Origin of the sequence: Methylobacterium sp. WL64 (assembly GCF_008039945.1) — a bacterium.
Classification (GTDB): domain Bacteria; phylum Pseudomonadota; class Alphaproteobacteria; order Rhizobiales; family Beijerinckiaceae; genus Methylobacterium.
Window position 1 is genome coordinate 16,755 of record NZ_VRVA01000055.1, and the last position, 20,096, is coordinate 36,850.

The 20,096-nt window shown below is 70.1% G+C and carries 20 protein-coding genes; 6 read left to right on the forward strand and 14 right to left on the reverse strand.

Going from position 1 to position 20,096, the window contains the following annotated elements:
- Positions 1 to 21 precede the first annotated feature (21 nt).
- Complete coding sequence (locus FV242_RS20290; RefSeq protein ID WP_147940153.1) at positions 22 to 525, reverse strand: MucR family transcriptional regulator; 504 nt, start codon at positions 523 to 525, stop codon at positions 22 to 24.
- A 299-nt stretch (positions 526 to 824) separates the two neighbouring features.
- On the opposite strand from FV242_RS20290, the gene FV242_RS20295 reads away from it, so the two are divergent.
- Positions 825 to 2,630: an outer membrane beta-barrel protein gene (locus FV242_RS20295; protein ID WP_246692790.1), complete on the forward strand. Its 1,806-nt coding sequence runs from the start codon at positions 825 to 827 to the stop codon at positions 2,628 to 2,630.
- Between the two features lie 7 nt (positions 2,631 to 2,637).
- Here FV242_RS20295 and FV242_RS20300 read toward each other — a convergent pair whose 3' ends face one another.
- Together FV242_RS20300 and FV242_RS20305 are read right to left on the reverse strand one after the other, a co-directional pair.
- Positions 2,638 to 3,342 (reverse strand): SDR family NAD(P)-dependent oxidoreductase, encoded by a 705-nt coding sequence (locus FV242_RS20300; protein ID WP_147940154.1) that lies wholly within the window; start codon positions 3,340 to 3,342, stop codon positions 2,638 to 2,640.
- A gap of 74 nt (positions 3,343 to 3,416) precedes the next feature.
- The gene (locus FV242_RS20305; protein WP_147940166.1) at positions 3,417 to 3,890 is read right to left on the reverse strand and encodes a nucleoside deaminase; all 474 of its coding nucleotides are present in this window, start codon (positions 3,888 to 3,890) and stop codon (positions 3,417 to 3,419) included.
- Positions 3,891 to 4,054: 164 nt separating this feature from the next.
- Here FV242_RS20305 and FV242_RS20310 point away from each other — a divergent pair, with 164 nt between their 5' ends.
- From FV242_RS20310 to rsmD, 4 genes are all read left to right on the forward strand, one after another.
- The gene (locus FV242_RS20310; protein WP_147857530.1) at positions 4,055 to 4,246 is read left to right on the forward strand and encodes a CsbD family protein; all 192 of its coding nucleotides are present in this window, start codon (positions 4,055 to 4,057) and stop codon (positions 4,244 to 4,246) included.
- A gap of 96 nt (positions 4,247 to 4,342) precedes the next feature.
- Complete coding sequence (locus FV242_RS20315; protein ID WP_147940155.1) at positions 4,343 to 4,519, forward strand: DUF1328 domain-containing protein; 177 nt, start codon at positions 4,343 to 4,345, stop codon at positions 4,517 to 4,519.
- A gap of 143 nt (positions 4,520 to 4,662) precedes the next feature.
- Positions 4,663 to 6,588 carry a pseudouridine synthase gene (locus FV242_RS20320; RefSeq protein ID WP_147940156.1) on the forward strand — a complete coding sequence of 642 codons (1,926 nt, stop codon included), beginning with the start codon at positions 4,663 to 4,665 and terminating at the stop codon, positions 6,586 to 6,588.
- Positions 6,585 to 7,142 carry a 16S rRNA (guanine(966)-N(2))-methyltransferase RsmD gene (gene rsmD / locus FV242_RS20325; RefSeq protein WP_147908484.1) on the forward strand — a complete coding sequence of 186 codons (558 nt, stop codon included), beginning with the start codon at positions 6,585 to 6,587 and terminating at the stop codon, positions 7,140 to 7,142. Before FV242_RS20320 ends, rsmD begins: the two co-directional genes overlap by 4 nt.
- Before the next feature lie 440 nt (positions 7,143 to 7,582).
- On the opposite strand, the gene FV242_RS20335 is transcribed toward rsmD, so the two are convergent.
- The 3 genes from FV242_RS20335 to FV242_RS20345 all read right to left on the reverse strand — a co-directional run bounded on the left by FV242_RS20335 (position 7,583) and on the right by FV242_RS20345 (position 9,905).
- Positions 7,583 to 8,035, reverse strand: coding sequence for a helix-turn-helix domain-containing protein (locus FV242_RS20335; protein WP_147908485.1), 453 nt, complete (start codon positions 8,033 to 8,035; stop codon positions 7,583 to 7,585).
- 386 nt (positions 8,036 to 8,421) lie between these two features.
- Entirely contained in the window at positions 8,422 to 9,366 is a 945-nt protein-coding gene (locus FV242_RS20340; RefSeq protein ID WP_246692216.1) for an alpha/beta fold hydrolase, read from the reverse strand.
- Complete coding sequence (locus FV242_RS20345; RefSeq protein WP_147908486.1) at positions 9,363 to 9,905, reverse strand: phasin family protein; 543 nt, start codon at positions 9,903 to 9,905, stop codon at positions 9,363 to 9,365. Before FV242_RS20345 ends, FV242_RS20340 begins: the two co-directional genes overlap by 4 nt.
- Positions 9,906 to 10,156: 251 nt before the next feature.
- Between FV242_RS20345 and FV242_RS20350 the strand changes: the two genes are divergently transcribed.
- Positions 10,157 to 11,821 (forward strand): AMP-binding protein, encoded by a 1,665-nt coding sequence (locus FV242_RS20350; RefSeq protein ID WP_147940157.1) that lies wholly within the window; start codon positions 10,157 to 10,159, stop codon positions 11,819 to 11,821.
- Positions 11,822 to 11,986: 165 nt separating this feature from the next.
- On the opposite strand, the gene FV242_RS20355 is transcribed toward FV242_RS20350, so the two are convergent.
- The 8 genes from FV242_RS20355 to FV242_RS20390 all read right to left on the reverse strand — a co-directional run.
- Complete coding sequence (locus tag FV242_RS20355) at positions 11,987 to 12,319, reverse strand: DUF6285 domain-containing protein (RefSeq protein ID WP_147940158.1); 333 nt, start codon at positions 12,317 to 12,319, stop codon at positions 11,987 to 11,989.
- Positions 12,320 to 12,321: 2 nt separating this feature from the next.
- Positions 12,322 to 13,332: a phosphotransferase family protein gene (locus FV242_RS20360; RefSeq protein WP_147940159.1), complete on the reverse strand. Its 1,011-nt coding sequence runs from the start codon at positions 13,330 to 13,332 to the stop codon at positions 12,322 to 12,324.
- A 3-nt stretch (positions 13,333 to 13,335) separates the two neighbouring features.
- Complete coding sequence (locus FV242_RS20365) at positions 13,336 to 14,103, reverse strand: SDR family NAD(P)-dependent oxidoreductase (RefSeq protein ID WP_147940160.1); 768 nt, start codon at positions 14,101 to 14,103, stop codon at positions 13,336 to 13,338.
- A 1-nt stretch (position 14,104) separates the two neighbouring features.
- Positions 14,105 to 15,283 carry a beta-ketothiolase BktB gene (gene bktB / locus FV242_RS20370; RefSeq protein WP_147940161.1) on the reverse strand — a complete coding sequence of 393 codons (1,179 nt, stop codon included), beginning with the start codon at positions 15,281 to 15,283 and terminating at the stop codon, positions 14,105 to 14,107.
- Between the two features lie 261 nt (positions 15,284 to 15,544).
- Positions 15,545 to 16,750, reverse strand: coding sequence for an acyl-CoA dehydrogenase family protein (locus FV242_RS20375; protein ID WP_147940162.1), 1,206 nt, complete (start codon positions 16,748 to 16,750; stop codon positions 15,545 to 15,547).
- Positions 16,751 to 16,786: 36 nt separating this feature from the next.
- Entirely contained in the window at positions 16,787 to 18,766 is a 1,980-nt protein-coding gene (gene mutL, locus FV242_RS20380) for a DNA mismatch repair endonuclease MutL (protein WP_147940163.1), read from the reverse strand.
- A 78-nt stretch (positions 18,767 to 18,844) separates the two neighbouring features.
- Positions 18,845 to 19,198 carry a hypothetical protein gene (locus FV242_RS20385; protein WP_147855164.1) on the reverse strand — a complete coding sequence of 118 codons (354 nt, stop codon included), beginning with the start codon at positions 19,196 to 19,198 and terminating at the stop codon, positions 18,845 to 18,847.
- Between the two features lie 80 nt (positions 19,199 to 19,278).
- A partial coding sequence (locus tag FV242_RS20390; protein WP_147940164.1) for a branched-chain amino acid ABC transporter permease occupies positions 19,279 to 20,096 on the reverse strand: 818 nt, incomplete at its 5' end.

Here is a 20,096-nt window from a genome sequence, read left to right on the forward strand (position 1 = left end):
GCCGTGCGTCCGGGTCGAATCCTACTCGGCTGGGACCTTCTTGCGTCCCCGCGTCTTCGGTGCGGTTGGAGCCGGCTCCTCCGGCGCAGGCGCGGCCGCCGCTCCCCGGGACTTGCGCCGTTGCTGGCCGAGGCCGAGGGCGCGGGCGAGTTCGGACCTCTGGGCCGAGTAGCTCGCCGCCGTCATCGGGTAGTCCCGCGGCAGGCCCCATTTCTCGCGATACGCCTCCGGGCTGAGCCCGCGCAGCGTCAGATGGCGGCGCAACGTCTTGTAGGGCTTACCGTCTTCGAAACTGACGATGTAGTCGTGCGTGATGGATTTCCGGATCTGCGCCGGGCTCATCTTCTCCACGACGGTCGTCGCCGATGACCCCGAAGCCGCGAGGCTGTTCAGGGCCGCGTGTATGCCGCCGATCAACCCTGGAAGTTCCGAGGGTGGCACCGAATTGTTGGACACATAGGCCGCGATGATATCGACCGCTAGGTCAATGTGTTCGGCCTGCTCAGCTTCAGCGCTATCGTTCACGTTGAACCTCTGTCGTAGCAACTATCCGGTGCGGCGTATCCCGTACGGAATATGACGAATTCTGGGATAGGCTAACGGATCCGCGATAAAAGCTCAATCGCAACTTTCTTGCAGTATCGAAATTTAGGAGTGACTGCACCGGGGCTGTAACAGCCGTCGGGGCTCGGTGTTGACCGCGCATTAACCAAGCGGGCGCTAGCTTGCGTTAACCATATCGGCGACCGCGCAGGCGGCGGCGTGATCTGTTGATCCCGGCTCTTGGCGCCCGGGGCTTAGGTGGAGGCCAAGAACAGGTGCGGATGGCGGGCGCTGATCGGCGGCGACGGCAGGAGATGCGGCTCGCCTTTGCGGCGCTGACGCTCGCGCTCTCCGCATCGCCGTCCGCAGGCCAGCGCTTCGACGCGATCAGCCCGGTCACCGGCCAACCCGACAATCCCGGGATCGGGCAGGACACGGCGCCCAACGGCCTTCCCGCGCTCCGGCGGCGCGTGCCGGACGGACTGTCCCGCGACGACGGACCCGCATCCACCGGTGGTGACGCCACGAGCGGCGAGCGGACCGGCGGCGACAGCCTGCGCTCCCCCCTCTCCCCGGCGATCCCGACCCAGACTCAGCCGGGGCTCTCGCAGCTCGGCACCCGCATCACCGGCGGCGGCCAGCGCACTAGTGGGTCCACCACGGCCCCAAACAACCGGACGCCGTCGAGTCTGCTGCGCACCCGCGCCGCGCCGCCCCGGCGCATCGGCTCCCCGACCCGTCGGGTCACCCAGGAGGTGACACAGGTTCCGGCCCCCGCTCTGCGCCTGACCCCGGTGGTCCAGCAGGCCGTCGTCGGCGTGCCGGTGTCGCAGGTCCTGGCGTCGCGCCCGATCCTTCCGCTCTTCGCGATCACTCCGGCGCTAGGTCTGCTGACGCCCGGCTTCATCCTCGGCACGGACCTGGCGCGGCCGATCCCGACCGACCCGGCCTACGCACCGATCGGCTATCGGATCGGGACCTTCACGGTGCTGCCGAGCTTCACGCAGAGCATCGGGTACGATTCGAACCCGGACCAGACCAGCCGTCAGCTCGCCAAGGGATCGGTGGCCCTGCGTACCGAAGCGGCCGTCGACTTCCGCAGCGACTGGTCGTCGAGTTCGTTCCAGGGAGCGCTACGCGGTTCCTACCTGGAGACGCCCCAGAACGAGGCCGCCAGCCGGCCGGCCGCGGACGGAACGGTGCGCCTGCGTATCGACGTCAACCGCGACCTTCACGTCGATGCCGAAGGCCGGTTCTTGGTCGACACGCAGCGCACGTCGAGCCCGAACCTGCAGGCAGCCGCGGCGACCAGCCGGCCGCTGCTCGCGGTCTACGGCACGTCCCTCGGTGCCACGGAGACGTTCAACCGGCTTTCCGTGACCCTGCGCGGCTCGGTCGATCGCTCCCAGTTCGACAACGCTCAGCTCCCGGGCGGCGTGACCATCAACCAGGCCGACCGCAACCTGAACCAGTACAGCCTGCAGCTGCGCACGGCCTACGAGGTCAGCCCGGACCTGAGTCCGTTCGTGGACCTCCTCGGCGATACCCGCGTCTACGACCTGCGCCGCGACACCAACGGCATTCAACGCGATTCCGACGGCATCGCTCTCATGGTCGGAGCGAGCTTCGGGCTGGCCCGCTCGATCACTGGCGAAATCTCCGCCGGCATCCAGCACCGCTCCTACGTCGACCCGTCTTTGCGGGCGATCGACGCGCCGCTGGTCAATGCCGCGCTGGTCTGGTCCCTCAGTCCGCTCACCACGGTCCGCCTCACCGCGGCGACGGGTGTGACCGAGACCACCGTGCTCGGCTCCAGCGGCATCCTCACCGAGGTCGCGACCCTGGAGCTCCAGCACGATCTGCTGCGCAACCTGTCGATCGTCTTCGGGGGCTCGTTCCTGAAGAACGACTATCAGGGCAGCACCATCCGCGAGAACGGCTTCTCCGCCACGGCGCGCCTCGACTACCGGTTTACCCGCTGGCTGACCTTGCGCGGCACCTACATCTACCAGCAGATCGACAGCACGGTGGCGGGCTCGAGCTTCCGCGACAACACCTTCCTGCTCGGCGTGCGCGTGAATCCCTGAACCACCCTCAGAATCGCTCGACCCAGGGGCGCAGCTCGAGCTCCGTCGTCCAGGCGCTCCGATTCTGGCGCAGCAGGTCGCGGTAGGCGCGGGCGATGGCATCCGGATCGAGATGGCTGTCGGGGGCGTCCACCGGCTCACCGCCGCGCGCCGGGTTCCGGATGGCGCCATCGATCACCACGTGGGCGACATGGATGCCCTGCGGCTGCAGCTCGCGGGCGAGGCTCTGGCCGAGTCCCCGCAGGGCGAACTTGCCCATCGCGAAAGGCGCTGAGCCGGCAAAGCCCTTCACGCTGGCCGACGCGCCTGTGAGCAGGATCGCCCCGTGCCGGTGCGGCAGCATCCGGCGTGCTGCCGCCTGCGCCACCAGGAAGCCGCCATACGCGGACACCATCAGCGACTGCGCCACCGCTGCCGGATCGAGGTCGACCACCGGGCCGCGCAGCCGACCGCTGGCATTGTAGACCACCACGTCGAGCGGGCCGCCCAGCGCCGGCTCCATCCGGGCGAACAGGGCCTCGACCTGGCCGGGGTCGCTCGCATCGCACGCGTGGATTGCGGCGCCGGTCTCGGCCGCCAGCGCGGCGAGCTTGTCGATGTTGCGGGCCGCGAGGCCGACCTTCAGCCCGTCCGCCGCCAGCAGTCGGGCGAGCGACGCGCTGAGGCCCGAGCCGGCTCCGACGATCAGCGCGCGGGAATAATGCGGTGTCATGGGCGGACGCTCCGTTCGATCCTGTGAGGATGCCGCGCGGCGCCGCTTCTTCAAGCCCTCGCTCGCTTCAGCCCTCACGCGCGGCGCACGGCGAAGAACCTGCGCAGCAACAGGGCCGCCTCGGTCTCGCGGAACCCGCCATAGACCTCCGGGGCGTGGTGGCAGGTCGGCTGGTTAAAGACACGTGGGCCGTGCTCGACGCCGCCGCCCTTGGGATCGGGGGCGCCGTAATAGAGCCGCCGGATCCGGGCGAACGAGATCGCGCCGGCGCACATCGGACATGGTTCGAGGGTGACGTAGAGATCGCAGCCGGTCAGGCGCTCGTCGCCGATGGCCGCACAGGCGGCGCGGATCGCCAGGATCTCGGCGTGGGCGGTCGGATCGTGCAGGGCCCGCGGCTGGTTATGGGCGACGGCCAGCACCACGCCGTCGCGCACGATCACCGCCCCGACCGGAACCTCGCCGGCCTCAGCGGCCGCGCGCGCCGCTGCGAAAGCGCGGTCGAACGCCCCCGCGGTGTTCGCGGTTTCGTGCTCAGCGTCCTGGATCGGATCGACCGTCACGGTGTTTATCACCCCATCGCCGGGACAGGCACCGACCGGCGCCGGAAACCGATCCAGGTCAATGTTAATGCCTGGAACATTCCTCTCATCGTCACCGTTGCCTTTGCGATTGCGGCGCCGCCGCGAGAGATTGTACGGAAGGAAACGCCATGAGCAGCACCACGGACAAGATCAAGGGCGCCGCCAACGAGGCCCTCGGCAAGGCCAAGCAGGGTCTGGGCGACGTGACCAACAATGACAAGATGAAGGCTGACGGCGCGGCTCAGGAGCTCAAGGGCAAGGCCCAAAGCACCGTGGGCGACGCCAAGGGCGCCGTGAAGTCGGCCACCGACAAGATCTGATCGTTCAGGCAAGATCTGATCCTTGAGGATCGACGGGATCGGAATCCACATCTCGCGGGTTCCGATCCTGAACCGGCTGAACTTCGCGAGGATGCCATGATCGGTTGGGCTATCACGTTTCTTGTCGTCGCCCTCGTGGCGGCGCTCTTGGGTTTCGGCGGCATCGCCGGCACGGCCGTCGAGGCGGCCAAGATCGTGTTCTTCGTGGCGATCGCCCTGTTCCTGATCTCCGCCGTGTTCGGCGTGATGCGGGGGAGATCCGCGAGGCTTTGAACGGCGCGCCGCGGCGCGGATCTTTCGGGGCGGTCCGGCCGGGCCGCCCCTTTTGCGTTCGCGGGCTGCGCGTTGTCGGGTTGTGCATCCGTGGATGCTCAACCCGTCTCGCCTGTCCGGGCCGGCTCTGATATGGCCGGCTCATGAGTGACTTGCCGAAAGACGACGGTCCGGGGGCTTCTGCCCAGCCGGACACCGACACCACGCGGACCGAGCGCTGGACGCCCGCAACCGACGCGGGCAGCGAATCCGAGACGAAGCCGAAGGGTAAGTCTTCGCAGAGCGAGCCGCGGCCGCCTCAGCAGCCGGTCGCTGCCGAGCCCGTTGCCGAGGACGCCGCCGAGGCCGCGGAACCGGAGGCCGAGGCGCCGACCCCTCCGGGCGAACGCATCGCCAAGGCGATGGCGCGGGCGGGCATCGCCTCCCGCCGCGACGCGGAGGCGATGATCCTGGCCGGCCGCGTGAGCGTCAACGGCGAGACCCTGACCTCCCCGGCGCGAAACGTCTCCGACGACGATACGATCCTGATCGACGGCGAGCGCATGCCGGCGCGCGAGCGCAGCCGCCTGTGGATCTTCCACAAGCCGCGCGGCCTCGTGACCACGGCCCGGGACCCGGAAGGTCGCCAGACGGTGTTCGAAGTCCTGCCCGAAGATCTGCCACGGTTGGTCGCGGTCGGCCGGCTCGACATCAACACCGAAGGCCTGCTGCTTCTCACCAACGACGGCGGTCTCGCGAAGGTGATCGCCCATCCCGATACCGGCTGGCTGCGCCGCTACCGCGTCCGCGCCCACGGCGACACCGACCAGGCCCAGCTCGACAAGCTGGCGAAGGGCGTGACCATCGACGGGATGGAGTACGGCCCGATCGAGGCGACCCTCGATCGCGTCCAGGGCGACAACCTCTGGCTCACGCTAGGCTTGCGCGAGGGCAAGAACCGCGAGGTCAAACGCATCCTCGAGCATCTCGGCCTTTCGGTGAACCGGCTGATTCGCCTGTCGTTCGGGCCGTTCCAGCTCGGCGACCTCGAAGTCGGCTTGGTCGAGGAGGTGCGCATGCGCGTGCTGAAGGACCAGCTCGGCAAGGCGCTGGCCGAACAGGCCGGGGTCGATTTCGAGAGCCCCGTGCGCGAGCCGATCGGCGCCTTCGGCAGCCCCAAGAAGGCCGAGCGCGCACCGGCGCCCTCGAACACCCGCAATGCCGCGCGTCCCGCGCCGGCGCCCCGGGTCTCGACCGGTGGGGCTGGCTCCGGTCCGCGCCGCTCCGCGTGGCGGTCGGATGAGGAATCCGGCAAGCCGCGGGCGGCCCGCGTACCGCGACGGGGCGAGGATCCCCGCGCGTCCCAGGCAGCCGCGGCCGAGCGCGGTCACGAGCGGGTCGGCTCGATTCGCACCGGTGATCGTCGCGTCGTGGTCGAGCGCCTGTCGGCGAGCCCGGTTGCGCCGGCGCCGGAGGAGCAGCCCCGGCGTCGCTACGCCGATCGCGGCGCCCCCGATGGCGCACAGCGGGGCGCGCCCGGCCGCTCGGATCGCGAGAGCTGGGGCAATCGCGGGCCGGCTCCGCGGACTGACAGAGGTGCGAGCGATCGGCCGGGGTTCGGTGACCGTTCCGGGCCACGCGACGCCCCCCGGGGCGCGCCTGGCCGACGGGACGACGCGCGACGGGACGACACGCGACGGGACGATCGCCGTGACGGCAGGCCGCCCGAACGCCGGGATCGGCCGTTCGGAGGTTCGACTGCAGACGGCCCGCCCCGCGGCAATGGCGGTTTCCGGAGCGAGCGCTCCGGCCCTGGGGGCAAGCCGGCCTTCGGCGGACCGAAGCCGGCGGGCGCGCGACCCGGCAGCAAGCCCGGTGGATTTGGCGGCAAGCCTGGCGGGTTCGCGGGGAAGAGCGGGGGCTTCGCCGGGAAAAGCTCTGGCGGTTTCGGGGGCAAGAGTGCTGGCGGGTTTGCCGGCAAGGGCCCGGGCGGCAAGCCGGGCGGGCGTCCGGGCGGCTTCAAGGGCGGCGGCAAGCCCGGCGGCGGTGGTGGCGGCGGTGGCGGTCGTCCGCCGCGCGGAGGCCGATGAGGATCGTCGGCGGCGCGTGGCGCGGCCGCAAGCTCGCGACCCCGCGCTCCGACGCGATCCGGCCGACCTCCGACCGGCTCCGGGAATCGCTGTTCAACGTGCTGACCCACGCCTACGACGAGGTCGTCGCCGGGGCGCGGGTGCTGGACCTGTTCGCCGGCACTGGAGCGCTAGGCTTCGAAGCGCTGTCGCGCGGCGCGGCCTACGCCCTGCTGGTCGATGAGGGGGCCGAGGCCCGGGCGGTGATCCGGTCGAACATCGAGGCGTTCGGCGCCGAGGGCGTGACTCGGCTGTTCCGGCGCGACGCGACGCGCCTCGGTCCGGCCGGGACCACGGCTCCGTTCTCGCTGGTCTTCTGCGATCCACCGTACAATCGTGGGCTTGCGCCCCAGGCGCTGGCGAGCGCGGCCGGCGGGGCCTGGCTGTCGCCGGGCGCCCTGGCCGTGGTGGAGGAGGCGGAGGGCGTTCAACTGGACTGGCCCGAGAACTTCACCGCGCTGGAGCGGCGGGTCTACGGCGACACGGCAGTATCGGTGGCGCGCTTCGCCGGCTGACGGCGCGTCGGTCGCGAACGTCCGCCCCGCGTTCGGGCCTGAAATGTATCGCGAGCCCGATCGCCGGCGGATCAGCCCGTTCGACGCGGTGCCGACGACGGGGCTCGATCAGGACGGTTCGCGAGTTCACACGGTTCGCCGACTCCGGCTCGTCGGCCAAGCGCAACGCGGGAGATCTCTCGCAAGCATCGCAACCCCTTCGGCATGGGGCTGGTCGTCTTCGAATCTAGGCGGGCTCGCCTGTCCCGTCGAAACGATGTGCTCAGCGCAGCCCCAGCGCCGACTACCGAACGGTGACGACTTCCTCAGAGGCCGCAAGGTCGAGATCGGCGTAGAGGTTCGTCAGGTCCAAAGCAGACATCGCCGTCGCCTCCAGAAACAACTTCGCGAGACGACGTGTGCGAACGGCCGGGGCCGGTCAGCCGATGTCGGTCAGGCTATCAGGCCGACGGTGCGGCGGCGCCGTTGGTGACAATCCGCTGCGGGGCGCTGTCCGCGGCAGCGGGACCATGGCCGATCCGGGCCGCGGACTTCACGAGCGCAATGACGTCCCGGCGCATCTGATCGTCGCCGATCTGGTTGTAGGCGCGGAGCAGTTCCACGGCACCGGCGATCCGGAGCAGCGTCGGGCCGTTCTCGGAGGCGGCCTCCGGCTCGGGTTCGAAGAAGCTCGAGACCGGGACGCCGAGGCGCTCGGCAATCGCCTGAAGGCGCCCCGCGCCGACGCGGTTCTTGCCGGTCTCGTACTTCTGGACCTGCTGGAAGCTGACGCCCAGCGCGCTCGCCAGTGCGGATTGGCTCAGCCCGTTGGCCGCGCGCAGGAACGCGATGCGGCTGCCGACCCCGTGATCGATGGCCGTGGTCTGTTTCGGCTTGGGGGTTGGGTTGGACATGGTGGAGAGTCCGAACTTCTTCAGGTTGCGGCAGGCGTGTGGTCGTGCGGAACTTAGCCGCCGCTCACAACCCACAGGTGCAACATTGAGCGGCCAAGGTCCAGCCGAGCCGCATGTTGATGCCACAGTGCAGCCGAGTGTGCAACGAATGGTCACGCTTGCGCGACCATGCAGTGTGAGCATAGCCGCCTCGGTTTCTCAATGACTTCAAGGCGATCGACACAGAGTGCGACGGCCCATCAATTCTGACGACACCGACTACGCAGACGGGGACTTCTCGCAACCGGTCGCCTTTGCACGATTGCCTACTGCGCAAGTGATTCGGTTTTGCCTAAACTGACGGGATGCGGATCGGCGCCGATGCGCTCGGAGCGGATCCTTGGCGATCACGCGGCCGGGCCGAGCCAGTCGGTGACGATGCGAAGTTGTTCCGCGTCGAGCAAGGCCGGGGCGTGGCCGCAATCCGGGATATCGATGCGCTCGGTGGCCGGGCCACGCCGGGTCATCTCGTCCGCGGTCGAGGCGAGGAGCAGCTCCGAGCGCTCGCCGCGCAGCAGCAGGACCGGGCAGGTGATCGCGTCCCAGTCGCGCCACATGCTGACGCTGTAGACCCGGCCCGGCCGGAAGGCGTCACCGATGCCGGGATCGTAATGCGGGCGCCAGCCGCCGTTGGGCTCGGGGAAGAAGCTGTGCTTGGCGATATGCCGCCACTGTTCGTCCGTGAGCGGGCCGAAGGCTGCCAGGACGGTCCGAAGCCGCGACTCGCCCGAGGCCAAGTTGTGGTGAAGCCGCGGAGCATCGCGCAGCCGTGAGCCGATATGGCGGATCGGCGCCCAGGGCAGGAACGGCCCGATATCGTTGATCACCATCCGGCGTATCGGGGTGTTGGCGGAGGCCGCCAGCACCATCCCGGTGAGGCCGCCGAGCGACGTGCCGACCCAGTCGATCTTGCCCGTGATCCGCAGGTGACCGATCAGCGCCGCCATGTCGGCGGCGTATTGGGGCAGGCCGTAGAGTTCCGGATCCTTGAGCCAGCCGCTCAACCCACGCCCGGGCAAATCGGGACAGACCACCCGGTAGCCCATCTTCGCCAGCATGTAGCCGAGGGGGTCGAAATCCCGGCCCTGCCGGCTCAGGCCGTGGACGCACACGACCACGTGCGGGCTGTCCGGGTCGCCCCATTCGACATACGCGATCCGGTGGAAGTCATGCGGCGCGTAGGCGGCGAAATGACCGGTCCGGAACGGAACGTCGGCGCGGCTGAGGTCGTCGAGGCGCGGCATCGCCTCGGGCGCGCCCGCTTCAGGCCTCTCGGCGGCGGAGGAGGTCACGGGGTATCCGTGCGGGATGCGGCCTCACGCGCCAGGCGGGTCGTAGTCTGGTGCAGGTCGACCATCTGGTCGGTGAGGCGACGCGACTGCTCCTGCATGAACGTCACGTGCAGCGCCGCCATCTCGCGGGCGTCGGCCGCCTTCGCGAGGCGCTCGGCGAAATCCAGTGAGGCGCGGACGTTGGTGTCCGAGGCGACCAGCATGCGGTGCCCGATCTCTCGCATCGCCGCCATGGAGTGGCCGGCATTGTCCTCGAATGCATTGTAGAGGCGCGCGCCGGCAGCCTCCCATTGCTCGCGCATCCTGCGCGTGCCTGCGATGTTGCTGTCGGAGAGCTGGTGCGCGGTCTCCCGGCTCGAGCCCATGACCGAGCGCCAGCCCTCGAACGTCTGGGCCATCGAGGTTTCGAAGGCGTTCAGCGCCATCTCGCCGGCCTCGGCGAACTGTTCGTAGGCCTCGCGAACCCGCGCAAGACTGCCCTCGGCCATCTCGCGCCCGGCCTGTGGCGGCCGAACCATCGGCAGATTGTCGTCCTTCACGAGCTCCTCCCCCCGTCGACTGCCATGACCGCCCGGTCAGGCACCGGGTCCGGCATCCGTCAGGGCGGGGCCGCCGTCAACCGCAGCGGCGTGACAGACCTCGGACCGCCCCGCCGGGTACTCCGCGCCCGTGCGGCCCATGATGACCGGCACCGGCTGTAACCAGCGCCCCGATTGACAGTCCGGAGGGACGCGACGTCATCTCTCTGCCTGCGCACGCCACGCCAGCCGCCCGATCAGAAGGCCCACCGATGACGGAGACAGTTCCGCCCCAAGCGGGCGCCCGGGACTCCGATTCTCATCCGTTCGAGACCGGGCTCGACCGGAGCCCGGCGAACTACGTCCCGCTCACGCCGGCCAGCCTGCTGGCCCGGGCCGCCGCCTCCGTCGGGGCGCGGGTCGCGGTGATCGATGGGGATCGCCGTCTGACCTACGGCGAGCTGTACGCGCGGTGCCGCCGCCTCGCCTCCGGCCTGGCCGGGCGCGGGATCGGGCACCTCGACACGGTGGCGATCCTGGCGCCCAACGTGCCCGAGATGATCGAGGCGCATTTCGCCGTGCCGATGCTGGGCGCGGTGCTGAACCCGCTCAACACCCGCCTCGATCCGGCGACGATCGCGTTCTCCCTCGACCATGGCGGCGCCCGGGTGCTGATCGTGGAGGCTGAGTTCGGTGCGCTGGCCGCCCGGGCGCTCGCCGACCGCGCGAAGCCGCTCCTGGTCGTGGAGATCGGCGCCACCGGCATCGCCGGCGCGGTCCCGTACGAGACCCTGCTCGCCGAGGGCGACCCGGACTATGCCTGGCCCGGGCCGGCCGACGAGTGGCAATCGCTCTGCCTGCTCTATACGTCGGGCACCACCGGCGATCCGAAGGGCGCGGTCTACAGCCATCGCGGCGCCTACCTGCAGGCGCTCGGCAATGCGGTCACGTTCGGCCTCACCACCGAGAGCGCCTATCTCTGGACCCTGCCGATGTTCCATTGCAGCGGCTGGTCGTACCCCTGGGCGAGCGTGGCGGCCTGTGCGACGCAGATCTGCCTGCGCAAGGTCGAGCCGGTGGCGATTTTTTCGCTGATCGCCCAGCACCGTGTGACGCATTTGTGCGGCGCGCCGATCGTGCTCTCGATGATCGCCCACGCGCCGGCTTCGGCCCGCGTGCCCTTCCGGCATCGGGTGCGCTGCGCGGTGGGCGGGGCCGCGCCATCCTCGACCATCATCCGCACCATGGAGGAACTCGGCTTCCAAGTGACGCACCTCTACGGCGCCACCGAGAGTTACGGCCCCGCCACCGTCTGCCTGGAACAGCCCGACTGGGCCGACCTCCCGGAGCAGGACCGCTACGCCCGGATGGCGCGCAAGGGCGTCGCGCTGGCGACCCTGGAGGGTGTCGTCGTGTTCGATGCCGCCACCGACCGGCCGGTGCCGCAGGACGGCACCACGGTCGGCGAGATCTGCCTGCGCGGCAACACTGTGATGAAGGGCTATCTCGGCAACCCCGAGGCCACCGCGCGGGCGCTGGCCGGAGGCTGGTACCGCACCGGCGACCTCGCGGTCTGGCACTCAGACGGCTCCGTGGAGATCAAGGACCGGGCCAAGGACATCATCATCTCGGGCGGCGAGAACATCTCCAGTCTCGAGGTCGAGGAAGTGCTGATGCGCCATCCCGCCGTGATGCTGGCGGCCGTGGTGGCACGCCCGGATGAAACCTGGGGCGAGAGTCCCTGCGCCTTCCTGGAGATGAAGCCCGGCGCGGCGGCTCCCACCGACCGCGAGCTGATCGATTTCTGCCGGGAGCGGATGGCCCGGTTCAAGGTGCCCAGGACGGTGGTGTTCGGCCCCCTGCCGAAGACTTCGACCGGCAAGATCCAGAAGTTCATCTTGCGCGAGCAGGCTCGGGAGCTGTCGGATCCTGTCTGAAGCCGGGTACCCCAGCGGCCACCTCAACCCGAGGTGCTGCGCAGCTGCCTCGAAGGAATCCTCCAGTTCGTCGAACGATCGCTGGAGGCTTCCTTCTTCGAGGGCCCCGCTTCGCGGCGGCGTCTCAGGGTGAGGCGCTGGGCTGGATGTCTCCGGATATGAGCGTCACGCCGCGGGCTTCGACGGCTTCCAGATGTCGGCGGCGGCCTCCGTAGCGGCGCTGAGGCGGGTGTGCAGTTCCGGGTCGGCATCGCGCGCGCCGGCTCGAATTGTACCGATCAGGTCGTCCAGGGCGTCATGGCCGGCGCCGCCCAGCAGTCGAGCGCCGGTCTCGCGGAGCCGGTCGGCCTGGGCGATCTCCCGGGCAGCGATTCCGATCGCGTTGGCGACCATCAGGGCGACGTAGCGGGGGCGGCCGGTGAGGCCCGGGGCGACCTCCTCGGTCAGCGCCCGGCGGGCGGCGTCGAGGAGAGCGGCGCCGGAGGGTTCGTCCTGCATGCTCAGCTCCAGTTCTCCGGGGCGGTCGCCCGCAAAATCGTGCGTTCCAGCTCGGGCACCATCCGGCCGGTGAGCGCCAGTTCCAATGAGAATTCCCGGCCCGAGACGTGGCGGGCACCCTGTTCCAGGGCGATCACCGCCCAGCGCAGATGCGCCATCACCTCCCAATAGGCGACGCTGTCCGGATCGATGGTCCGGCCGCTCTCCTGCGTGTAACCCCGGTAGAACGACGCCCGGGAGCCGATGCCGCCGGCCTCCAGATCCGTTCGGCCGAACCGCCAACAGGTTGCGCAGAACCAGCCGAGATCCTGCGCTGGATCGCCCCAGCCGGCGAACTCCCAGTCGAGGATCGCGGTCAGGCCCGACGCATCCACCATGTAGTTGCCGGTGCGGAAGTCGCGATGCACCAGGGACGGCGCTGGACAAGCCGGGGCCCGCACCTCGCCCCAGCGCAGACCCCACTCGATCGCCGGGCGCTTGGCGCCAATCCCGTCGAGGCTGGCACGCAGGCGGGCGATCTCAGCCAATGCCGGCTGCGGCTCGGGCGCCCCGAGGAAGGCGAGTGCAGCCGGCACCTCGCGCGGGTCGAGCGCGGCGTGGATCCGGGCGAGTTCGCGGCCAAGGGTCTCGGCCAGGATCTCCCGGTCGCCGCCGAGGCTCAGGTCCTTGGCGATGCGCGGCCCCAGGCCCACGCCCTCGACGAGGCCCATCAGCGCGAAGGGCGCTCCGACGATTGCGGGATCGGCGCAGAAGGCGACCGGCTCCGGCACCCGGACGCCGGCTTTCCAGACCGCGTCCAGGATGTGGAACTCCTCAGCCCGGGAACGGCTCGACGCGATGGTCGCGGCGGCGTCCATGCGCAGCACGAAGCCCCGAACGGTGTCGCCGATCCGGCAGCGGACCAGCCGGTTCTCCTGGATCGAGCCGCCGCCGAGGGGTTGGACCGCCTCGATGGCGAGATCCGGACAGCCGAGATGCGAGGCGATCCAGTCGCGCAGCTGCGCCTGTTCCATCCGCTAAAGCCCCGAGACGAGGTGGCCGCCATCGACCGCGACGACGCTGCCGGTCATGTACGAGCCCGCCCCGGAGGCGAGCAACAGCAGCGGCCCATCGAGTTCGGATGCCTCACCCAGCCGGCGCTGCGGGACGCGCTTGATCAGCGCCTTGCCGGGTTCGGATTCGAAGAACGCATCGTTCAAATCGGTGGCGATGTAGCCGGGGGCGAGGGCATTCACCCGGATCCCGTGGCGGGCCCATTCCAGCGCGAGGCTCTTGGTGAGCTGGACGACCCCGGCCTTGGAGGCGGCGTAGGGCGCCAGCCCACCGGCGACCCGCAGGCCGAGGATCGACGCGATGTTGACGATGCTGCCGCCGGAACCATGCCGGACCATGCGCCGCCCGGTCGCCTGCGCGACGAGCCAGACGCCCTTCAGGTTGGTGTCGAGGACGAAGTCCCAATCGGCCTCGTCCAGCTCGAGGGCCGGCTTCGTTGCGGTGACGCCGGCATTGTTGACGAGCACCGCCACGGGCCCGAACCGCGCCTCGGCGGCATCGAGTGCCCGCTCGACGCTCGCGGCGTCGGTGACGTCCATCACGATTGCCTGCGCCTCGCCGCCCTCCCCTTCGACCCGGGCGACGGTCTCGGCCAGCGCGTCGGCCCGGCGGGCGCAGAGCGACAGGCGGGCGCCGGCTTTAGCCAGCGTGCCGGCGAAGTGGCGGCCGAGGCCGCTGGAGGCCCCGGTGACCAGCACGTGCCGGCCGGTGAGATCGAACAGGCCGGCCATCTCAGTGCAACCGCTCGATGGCCATGGCGATGCCCTGTCCGCCGCCGATGCACACGGTGACGAGGCCGTAGCGGCCGTTCACCCGGGCGAGTTCGTAGAGCGCCTTGACGGTGACGATCGCCCCCGTGGCGCCGAGCGGATGGCCGAGCGCGATGGCGCCACCGTTCGCGTTGACCTTGGCGGGGTCGAGATCCAGGGCGCGGGAGACCGCGCAGGCCTGGGCCGCGAAAGCCTCGTTCGATTCGATCACGTCGAAGTCGGCAGCGCGCAATCCGGTGCGCGCCAGCAGGCGCTCAACGGCCGGCACCGGACCCATGCCCATCTCGGACGGATCGACCCCGGCATGGGCGTACCCGACGATCCGGGCGAGAGGCTTGGACCCATCACGCTCGGCCGCGGCGGCACTCGCCAGCACGACGATCGCGGCGCCGTCATTGAGGCCGGAGGCGTTGCCGGCGGTGACGCTGCCGGTCTTGGAGAAGGCCGGACGAAGCTTGGCGAGATCCTCGACGCTGGTGGCCTTCGGGTGCTCGTCGGTCTCGAACGCCACCGTCTCGCGCTTGCGCTGGACCGCGACGGCCAGGATCTGCTCACGGAATCGGCCCTCGCCGATCGCATGGGCGGCCCGGGCCTGGCTCTCGGCCGCGAACGCGTCCTGCATGCCCCGGGAGATGCCGTAGCGCGCGGCCACGTTCTCGGCGGTGACGCCCATATGGCCGTTGCCGAACGGGTCGTTCAGCACGCCGACCATGTAGTCGACCAGGGTCGCGTCGCCCATGCGCTGGCCGAACCGCCCGGTCTTCAGGAGATGCGGCGACCGGCTCATGCTCTCGGCGCCCCCGGCGACCGCCACCTCGGCGTCGCCCAGCATGATCGCCTGCGCGGCCGAGACGATCGCCTGCAGCCCGCTGCCGCACAGGCGGTTGACCGTGAGCGCCGGCACGGCCTCGGGGATCCCGCCCTCGATCGCGGCGACCCGGGCGATGTAGGCGTCGCGCGGCTCAGTCGGGATGACGTTGCCGATCACCACGTGGCCCACCGCCTCCGGCGCGGTCCCGGACCGCTTCAGCGCTTCCGCGATGCATTGCGCTGCCAGCTCGGCCGGCGGGATCGCCGAGAGCGAGCCCCCGAAAGTGCCGATCGCGGTGCGCACCGCGCCGGTGATCACGACATCTGTCATGTCTCGCGGACCTTTCCTCTCGTCGGCTGAACGCCGATCCCGGCGTTCCCGCTACCGAATTCTAGTCTTCACCGGCGAATGAGCAGACAAACGGTCCACTCACCGGCGCCCTCATCCGGAGGCGCCCGTGTCAGGGCGCCTCAAAGTAGCCCGGCATTCCGCTGCGCGATCCCCGGAGCCTCCATCAAGGCGGCTTCGCCGCACATCACGAGTGCGGACGGTGGGTTGGACCTCCACCCTGCCGAGGTGGAAGAACAGCCGTCACCCCTCCACACCCCAGGTCCAAAAAGAATCACCCTCGGCTTCGAGGTTGCGGTTGAGCACCATCTTGTGGACTTCGTCGGCACCGTCCACCAGCCGGGCTTGGCGTGCGTAGCGGTAGATCCATTCGAGCGGCGTATCGGTGGAGTAGCCCCGGGCACCGTTGATCTGGATGGCGATGTCGGCTGCCGCGTGCACCAGGTTGGCGACGTGGACCTTGGCCATCGAGACCTCCTTGCGGGCAAAGCTGCCCTGGTCGAGCGCCCAGGCGGCCTTCATCACCAGCAGGCGGCCGATCTCGATCCGCATGGCGAGGTCGCCCAGCATCAACTGGATGCTTTCGCGGTCGGCAAGACGGATGCCGAAGCCGTGGCGCTCCCCCGCATAGGCCCGGGCGATCTCGACGCAGCGCTTCGACAGGCCGAGCCAGCGCATGCAGTGGGTCAGACGCGCCGGGCCGAGGCGGATCTGCGTCAGCTTCAGCCCGTCGCCCTCGTTCATCAGGACGTTCCCGGCGGGGATCTCCAGCCCGTCGAACAGCAATTCGCAGTGGCCGCCGTGCTCCTCCGGGCCCATGATCGGGATCCGGCGCAGGATCTCCCAGCCGGGCTGATCCTTGTGGAACAGGAAGGCGGTCAGCCCCTGGCGCGCATCGTCGGATGTACGCGCCATCAGGATGAAATGCGCGGCCTCCTCCGCTCCGGTGATGTACCATTTGCGGCCGGTGACCACGTAGGTGTCGCCCCGCCGCTCGGCCCGGGTCTGGATCATGCCGGGATCGGAGCCACCGCCGGGATGCGGCTCGGTCATCGCGAAGGCCGAGCGGACCTCGCCGCGCACGATCGGGTCGAGCCAGCGGGCCTTCTGGTCCGGGGTCGCGACCTTCTCCAGCACCATCATGTTGCCGTCGTCGGGGGCGGCCGAGTTGAACACGACCGGTCCGAAGATCGAGCGGTTCATCGCCTCGTAGCAGACTGCCATGCCGACCTTGTCGAGGCCGGCTCCACCGGTCTCGGGCTTGAGCTGCAGGCACCACAGCCCCTCGGCCTTCGCGAGTCCGCGCAGCCGCGCCAGCTCGGCGAGGCTGATATTGCCGTGCCCGTCATAGGCCTCCGGGTCCGATTCCAGCGGAACAATATGCGCGTCCACGAAGGCCGCGATCCGCGCGCGGTATTCCTCGACGCGGCGGGAGATGGTGAAATCCATGGTCGCGGGCTCCGATGGATGCCTGTTTGCGGGAACTTACCGGCGGCCGAACAGCCGCTCGATGTCGGAGAGCTTCAACTCGATCGAGGTCGGGCGGCCGTGGTTGCACTGCCCGGAATTCGGCGTCGCCTCCATCTCGCGCAGGAGCGCGTTCATCTCCTCCGGACGCAGGCGGCGGCCGGCGCGGACCGAGCCGTGGCAGCTCATGCGCGACAGGATCGCGTCCAGGCGCCGGCCGAGCGGGCCACCCTCGGTGGCGGGGGCGCCGCCCTCCTCCTCTCCGCTGGCCTCCAGCGCGTCGAGGATGTCGGTCACGAGATCGCGCACGGACGCGCCGATCAGCGCGGCCGGCACTTCGCGCACCAGCACCGCACCGGTACCGAACGCCTCGATCGACAGGCCGAGCCGGTCGAGGTCCGAAGCCGCGGCGACCAAGCGCTCGGCGGCGTCCGGGCTCATCTCGACCACGTCGGGGATCAGCAGGCCCTGGCGGGCGATACCACCCCGGGCCCGCTCCGCCTTCATGCGCTCATAGACCAGACGCTCGTGGGCGGCGTGTTGATCGACGATCACCAGGCCGTCCCGGGTCTGGGCGAGGATGTAGGTCTCGTGAATCTGGGCGCGGGCAGCGCCGAGCGGGTGATCGACGGCCTCGGCCGCCTCGACCACCGGCCGGACATCCGCCTGGGGCGGGGCCGCGAGATCCGCCTCGGGCGAGTGCGCGAGCGGCGCCTGCGGAGCCTCGCCGAACCCTTGCGCGTCGCCGAAGACGGGCACCGGCTCGCGGTCGTCCGGCTCGGTTGCCGGTTGCCAGCTGTCCGGCCGCCAGGCTTGGGCTCGGCTGTAGCCCGACGGCGCCGCCACGGAGGGCGTGTTCGCCGGGAAGAAGCTCGGGCGGGCGGACCGGAACAGGCTCGGCACGGCGGCGCCGGTATGGGTCGCCAGCGCGGGGCCGGCCGGACGCAGGGCGTCGAGGGTCCGGCTGGCCCCGGTGGTGGCCGAGCGGGCGCCGCCCCGGCGCAGGGCGTCGTGGATCGCGCTGACCACGAGCGCCCGCACGAGACCGGGCTCGCGGAACCGCACCTCGGTCTTGGCCGGGTGGACGTTGACGTCGACCAAGTTGGGATCGCACGCGATGGCGAGCCCGAGCACCGGATGCCGGTCTGAGGCCAGCGTGTCGGCATAGGCGCCCCGCACCGCGCCGAGCAGCAGCCGGTCGCGCACGGGGCGGCCGTTGACCACGAGGTGGATGTAGCCGGCCGCCCCGCGGTGATAGGTCGGCAGGCCGACATGGCCGGTGACCGCGAATCCTTCCCGGGCGAGCGATACCGGCAGCGCGTTGGCGGCGAAATCCGCGCCCAGCACCGCTGTTAAGCGGCGGAGCTCGCCCTCGGGTCCGGTCTCGGACGGCAGCAGCAGCGGCTGCCCGGCATCGGCGCGCAGCGTGAAGCGGATGCCGGGCTGGGCCACGGCGAGCCGACGCAGGGTCCCCGCGATGGCGGCGTTCTCGGCCCGGTCGGATTTCAGGAACTTCAGCCGCGCGGGCGTCGCTGCGAACAGCTCGGTCACCTCGATCCGAGTGCCGCGCTGGGCCGGGGCCGGACGGACCGGACCCTTAAGGCCGGCCTCGACGGTGAGGCTCGCCCCGGCATCGGCGCCCTCGGGACGGGTCGTGATCGCGAGCCGCGACACGGCACCGATCGAGGGCAGCGCTTCGCCGCGGAATCCCAGCGTGTCGATGGCCGAGAGATCGCCGCCGGGCAGCTTCGAGGTCGCGTGGCGTTCGACGCACAATGCGAGGTCGTCCGGGCCCATGCCGCGGCCGTCGTCGATCACCCGGATCAGCCGGCGACCGCCGTTCTCCACCACCACGTCGATGGTACGGGCGCCGGCATCGATGGCGTTCTCAACCAGCTCCTTCACGGCCGAGGCGGGGCGCTCGACCACCTCGCCTGCCGCGATGCGGTCGACGAGGATCGGGTCGAGACGGCGGATGACGGGCGCAAGGGTGGACATCGACGCGCACGATAGCGGCTGGGCGGCGGCGCTCCTAGCGGACCGGATGACAGGGATCGTGTCGCGACGCCGCGGCGCTCAGGCGCGGCGGCTCGATCCGCCCAACGAGATGCGGCTGCCCGCAGGCCGGGCGCCGTGGCTCGGCGCCTTGTAGGGGCGGCGCGACGCGTCGTAGAGGGCGGTACCGACGACGCCGGCGGCCCGTCGCAGCGTGGCGCCGTCGCAGGTCGCCGCGACGCGCACGCCGATCTCGTGGGTATGGCTGCGGCCATACAGCCAGACCGCGAGGCGTGCTCGGGTCGCCTCGGGGATGCCGTCGAGGATGTACGTCGCGGTGTCGGCGTCGGCCTTGATCAATTGTCCGACGGTTTCCGGCGGGATCGGGCAATCCGCCGCCGGATCGTCGATGCTCAGCGGCTGGGTCTTCGTCATGGTCAAACCTGTCAGCCTGGGAACTGCAGGTTGAGGGGGTGTGGTTAATGATCCGTCAACGAACCGGCACCCGCCGCGTCTCACAGCGGCTTGCGGATGATCCGGGCGATCAGGCCGACGATGCCCTCGCGGAACAGCAGCACGCAGAGCACGAAGACGCAGCCCTGAATGATCGTCACCCAGGCGCCGAACTGCGCCAGATACGTTTCCATCGTGACGATCACCAGCGCGCCCACGATCGGCCCGAACACCGTGCCCATGCCGCCCACCAGCGTCATCAGCACCACCTCGCCGGACATCGACCAGTGGACGTCGGTGAGCGAGGCGAGCTGGAACACGATCGCCTTGGTCGAGCCCGCAAGCCCCGCGAGCGTCGCCGAGAGCACGAAGACCGCGAGCTTGTACTGGTTGGCGCGGTAGCCCAGCGAGATCGCCCGGGGCTCGTTGTCCCGGATCGCCTTGAGCACCTGCCCGAACGGCGAGTGGATGATCCGGTAGATCAGCAGCATCCCGGCCATGAAGACCACGCAGACGACGGCATACATCGCCCGGTCGTCGGCGAGGCTGAACACCCCGAAAAGGTTGCCGCGCGGCACCGCCTGGATCCCGTCCTCGCCGCCGGTGAACTTCGCCTGCAGCGAGAAGAAGAACGCCATCTGGGCGAGCGCCAGTGTGATCATCGAGAAGTAGATGCCCTGCCGGCGGATCGCCAGCGAGCCGAAGACCAGCCCGAGCAGGGCCGCGGTGGCGGTGCCCGACAGGATCGCCAATTCCGGCGTGAAACCGAGGCTCTTGGCCGTGTAGGCGCAGAGATAGCTCGCCATGCCGAAATAGGCGGCGTGACCGAACGAGAGCAGGCCGCCGTAGCCGAGCAGCAGGTTGAAGGCGAGCGCGAACA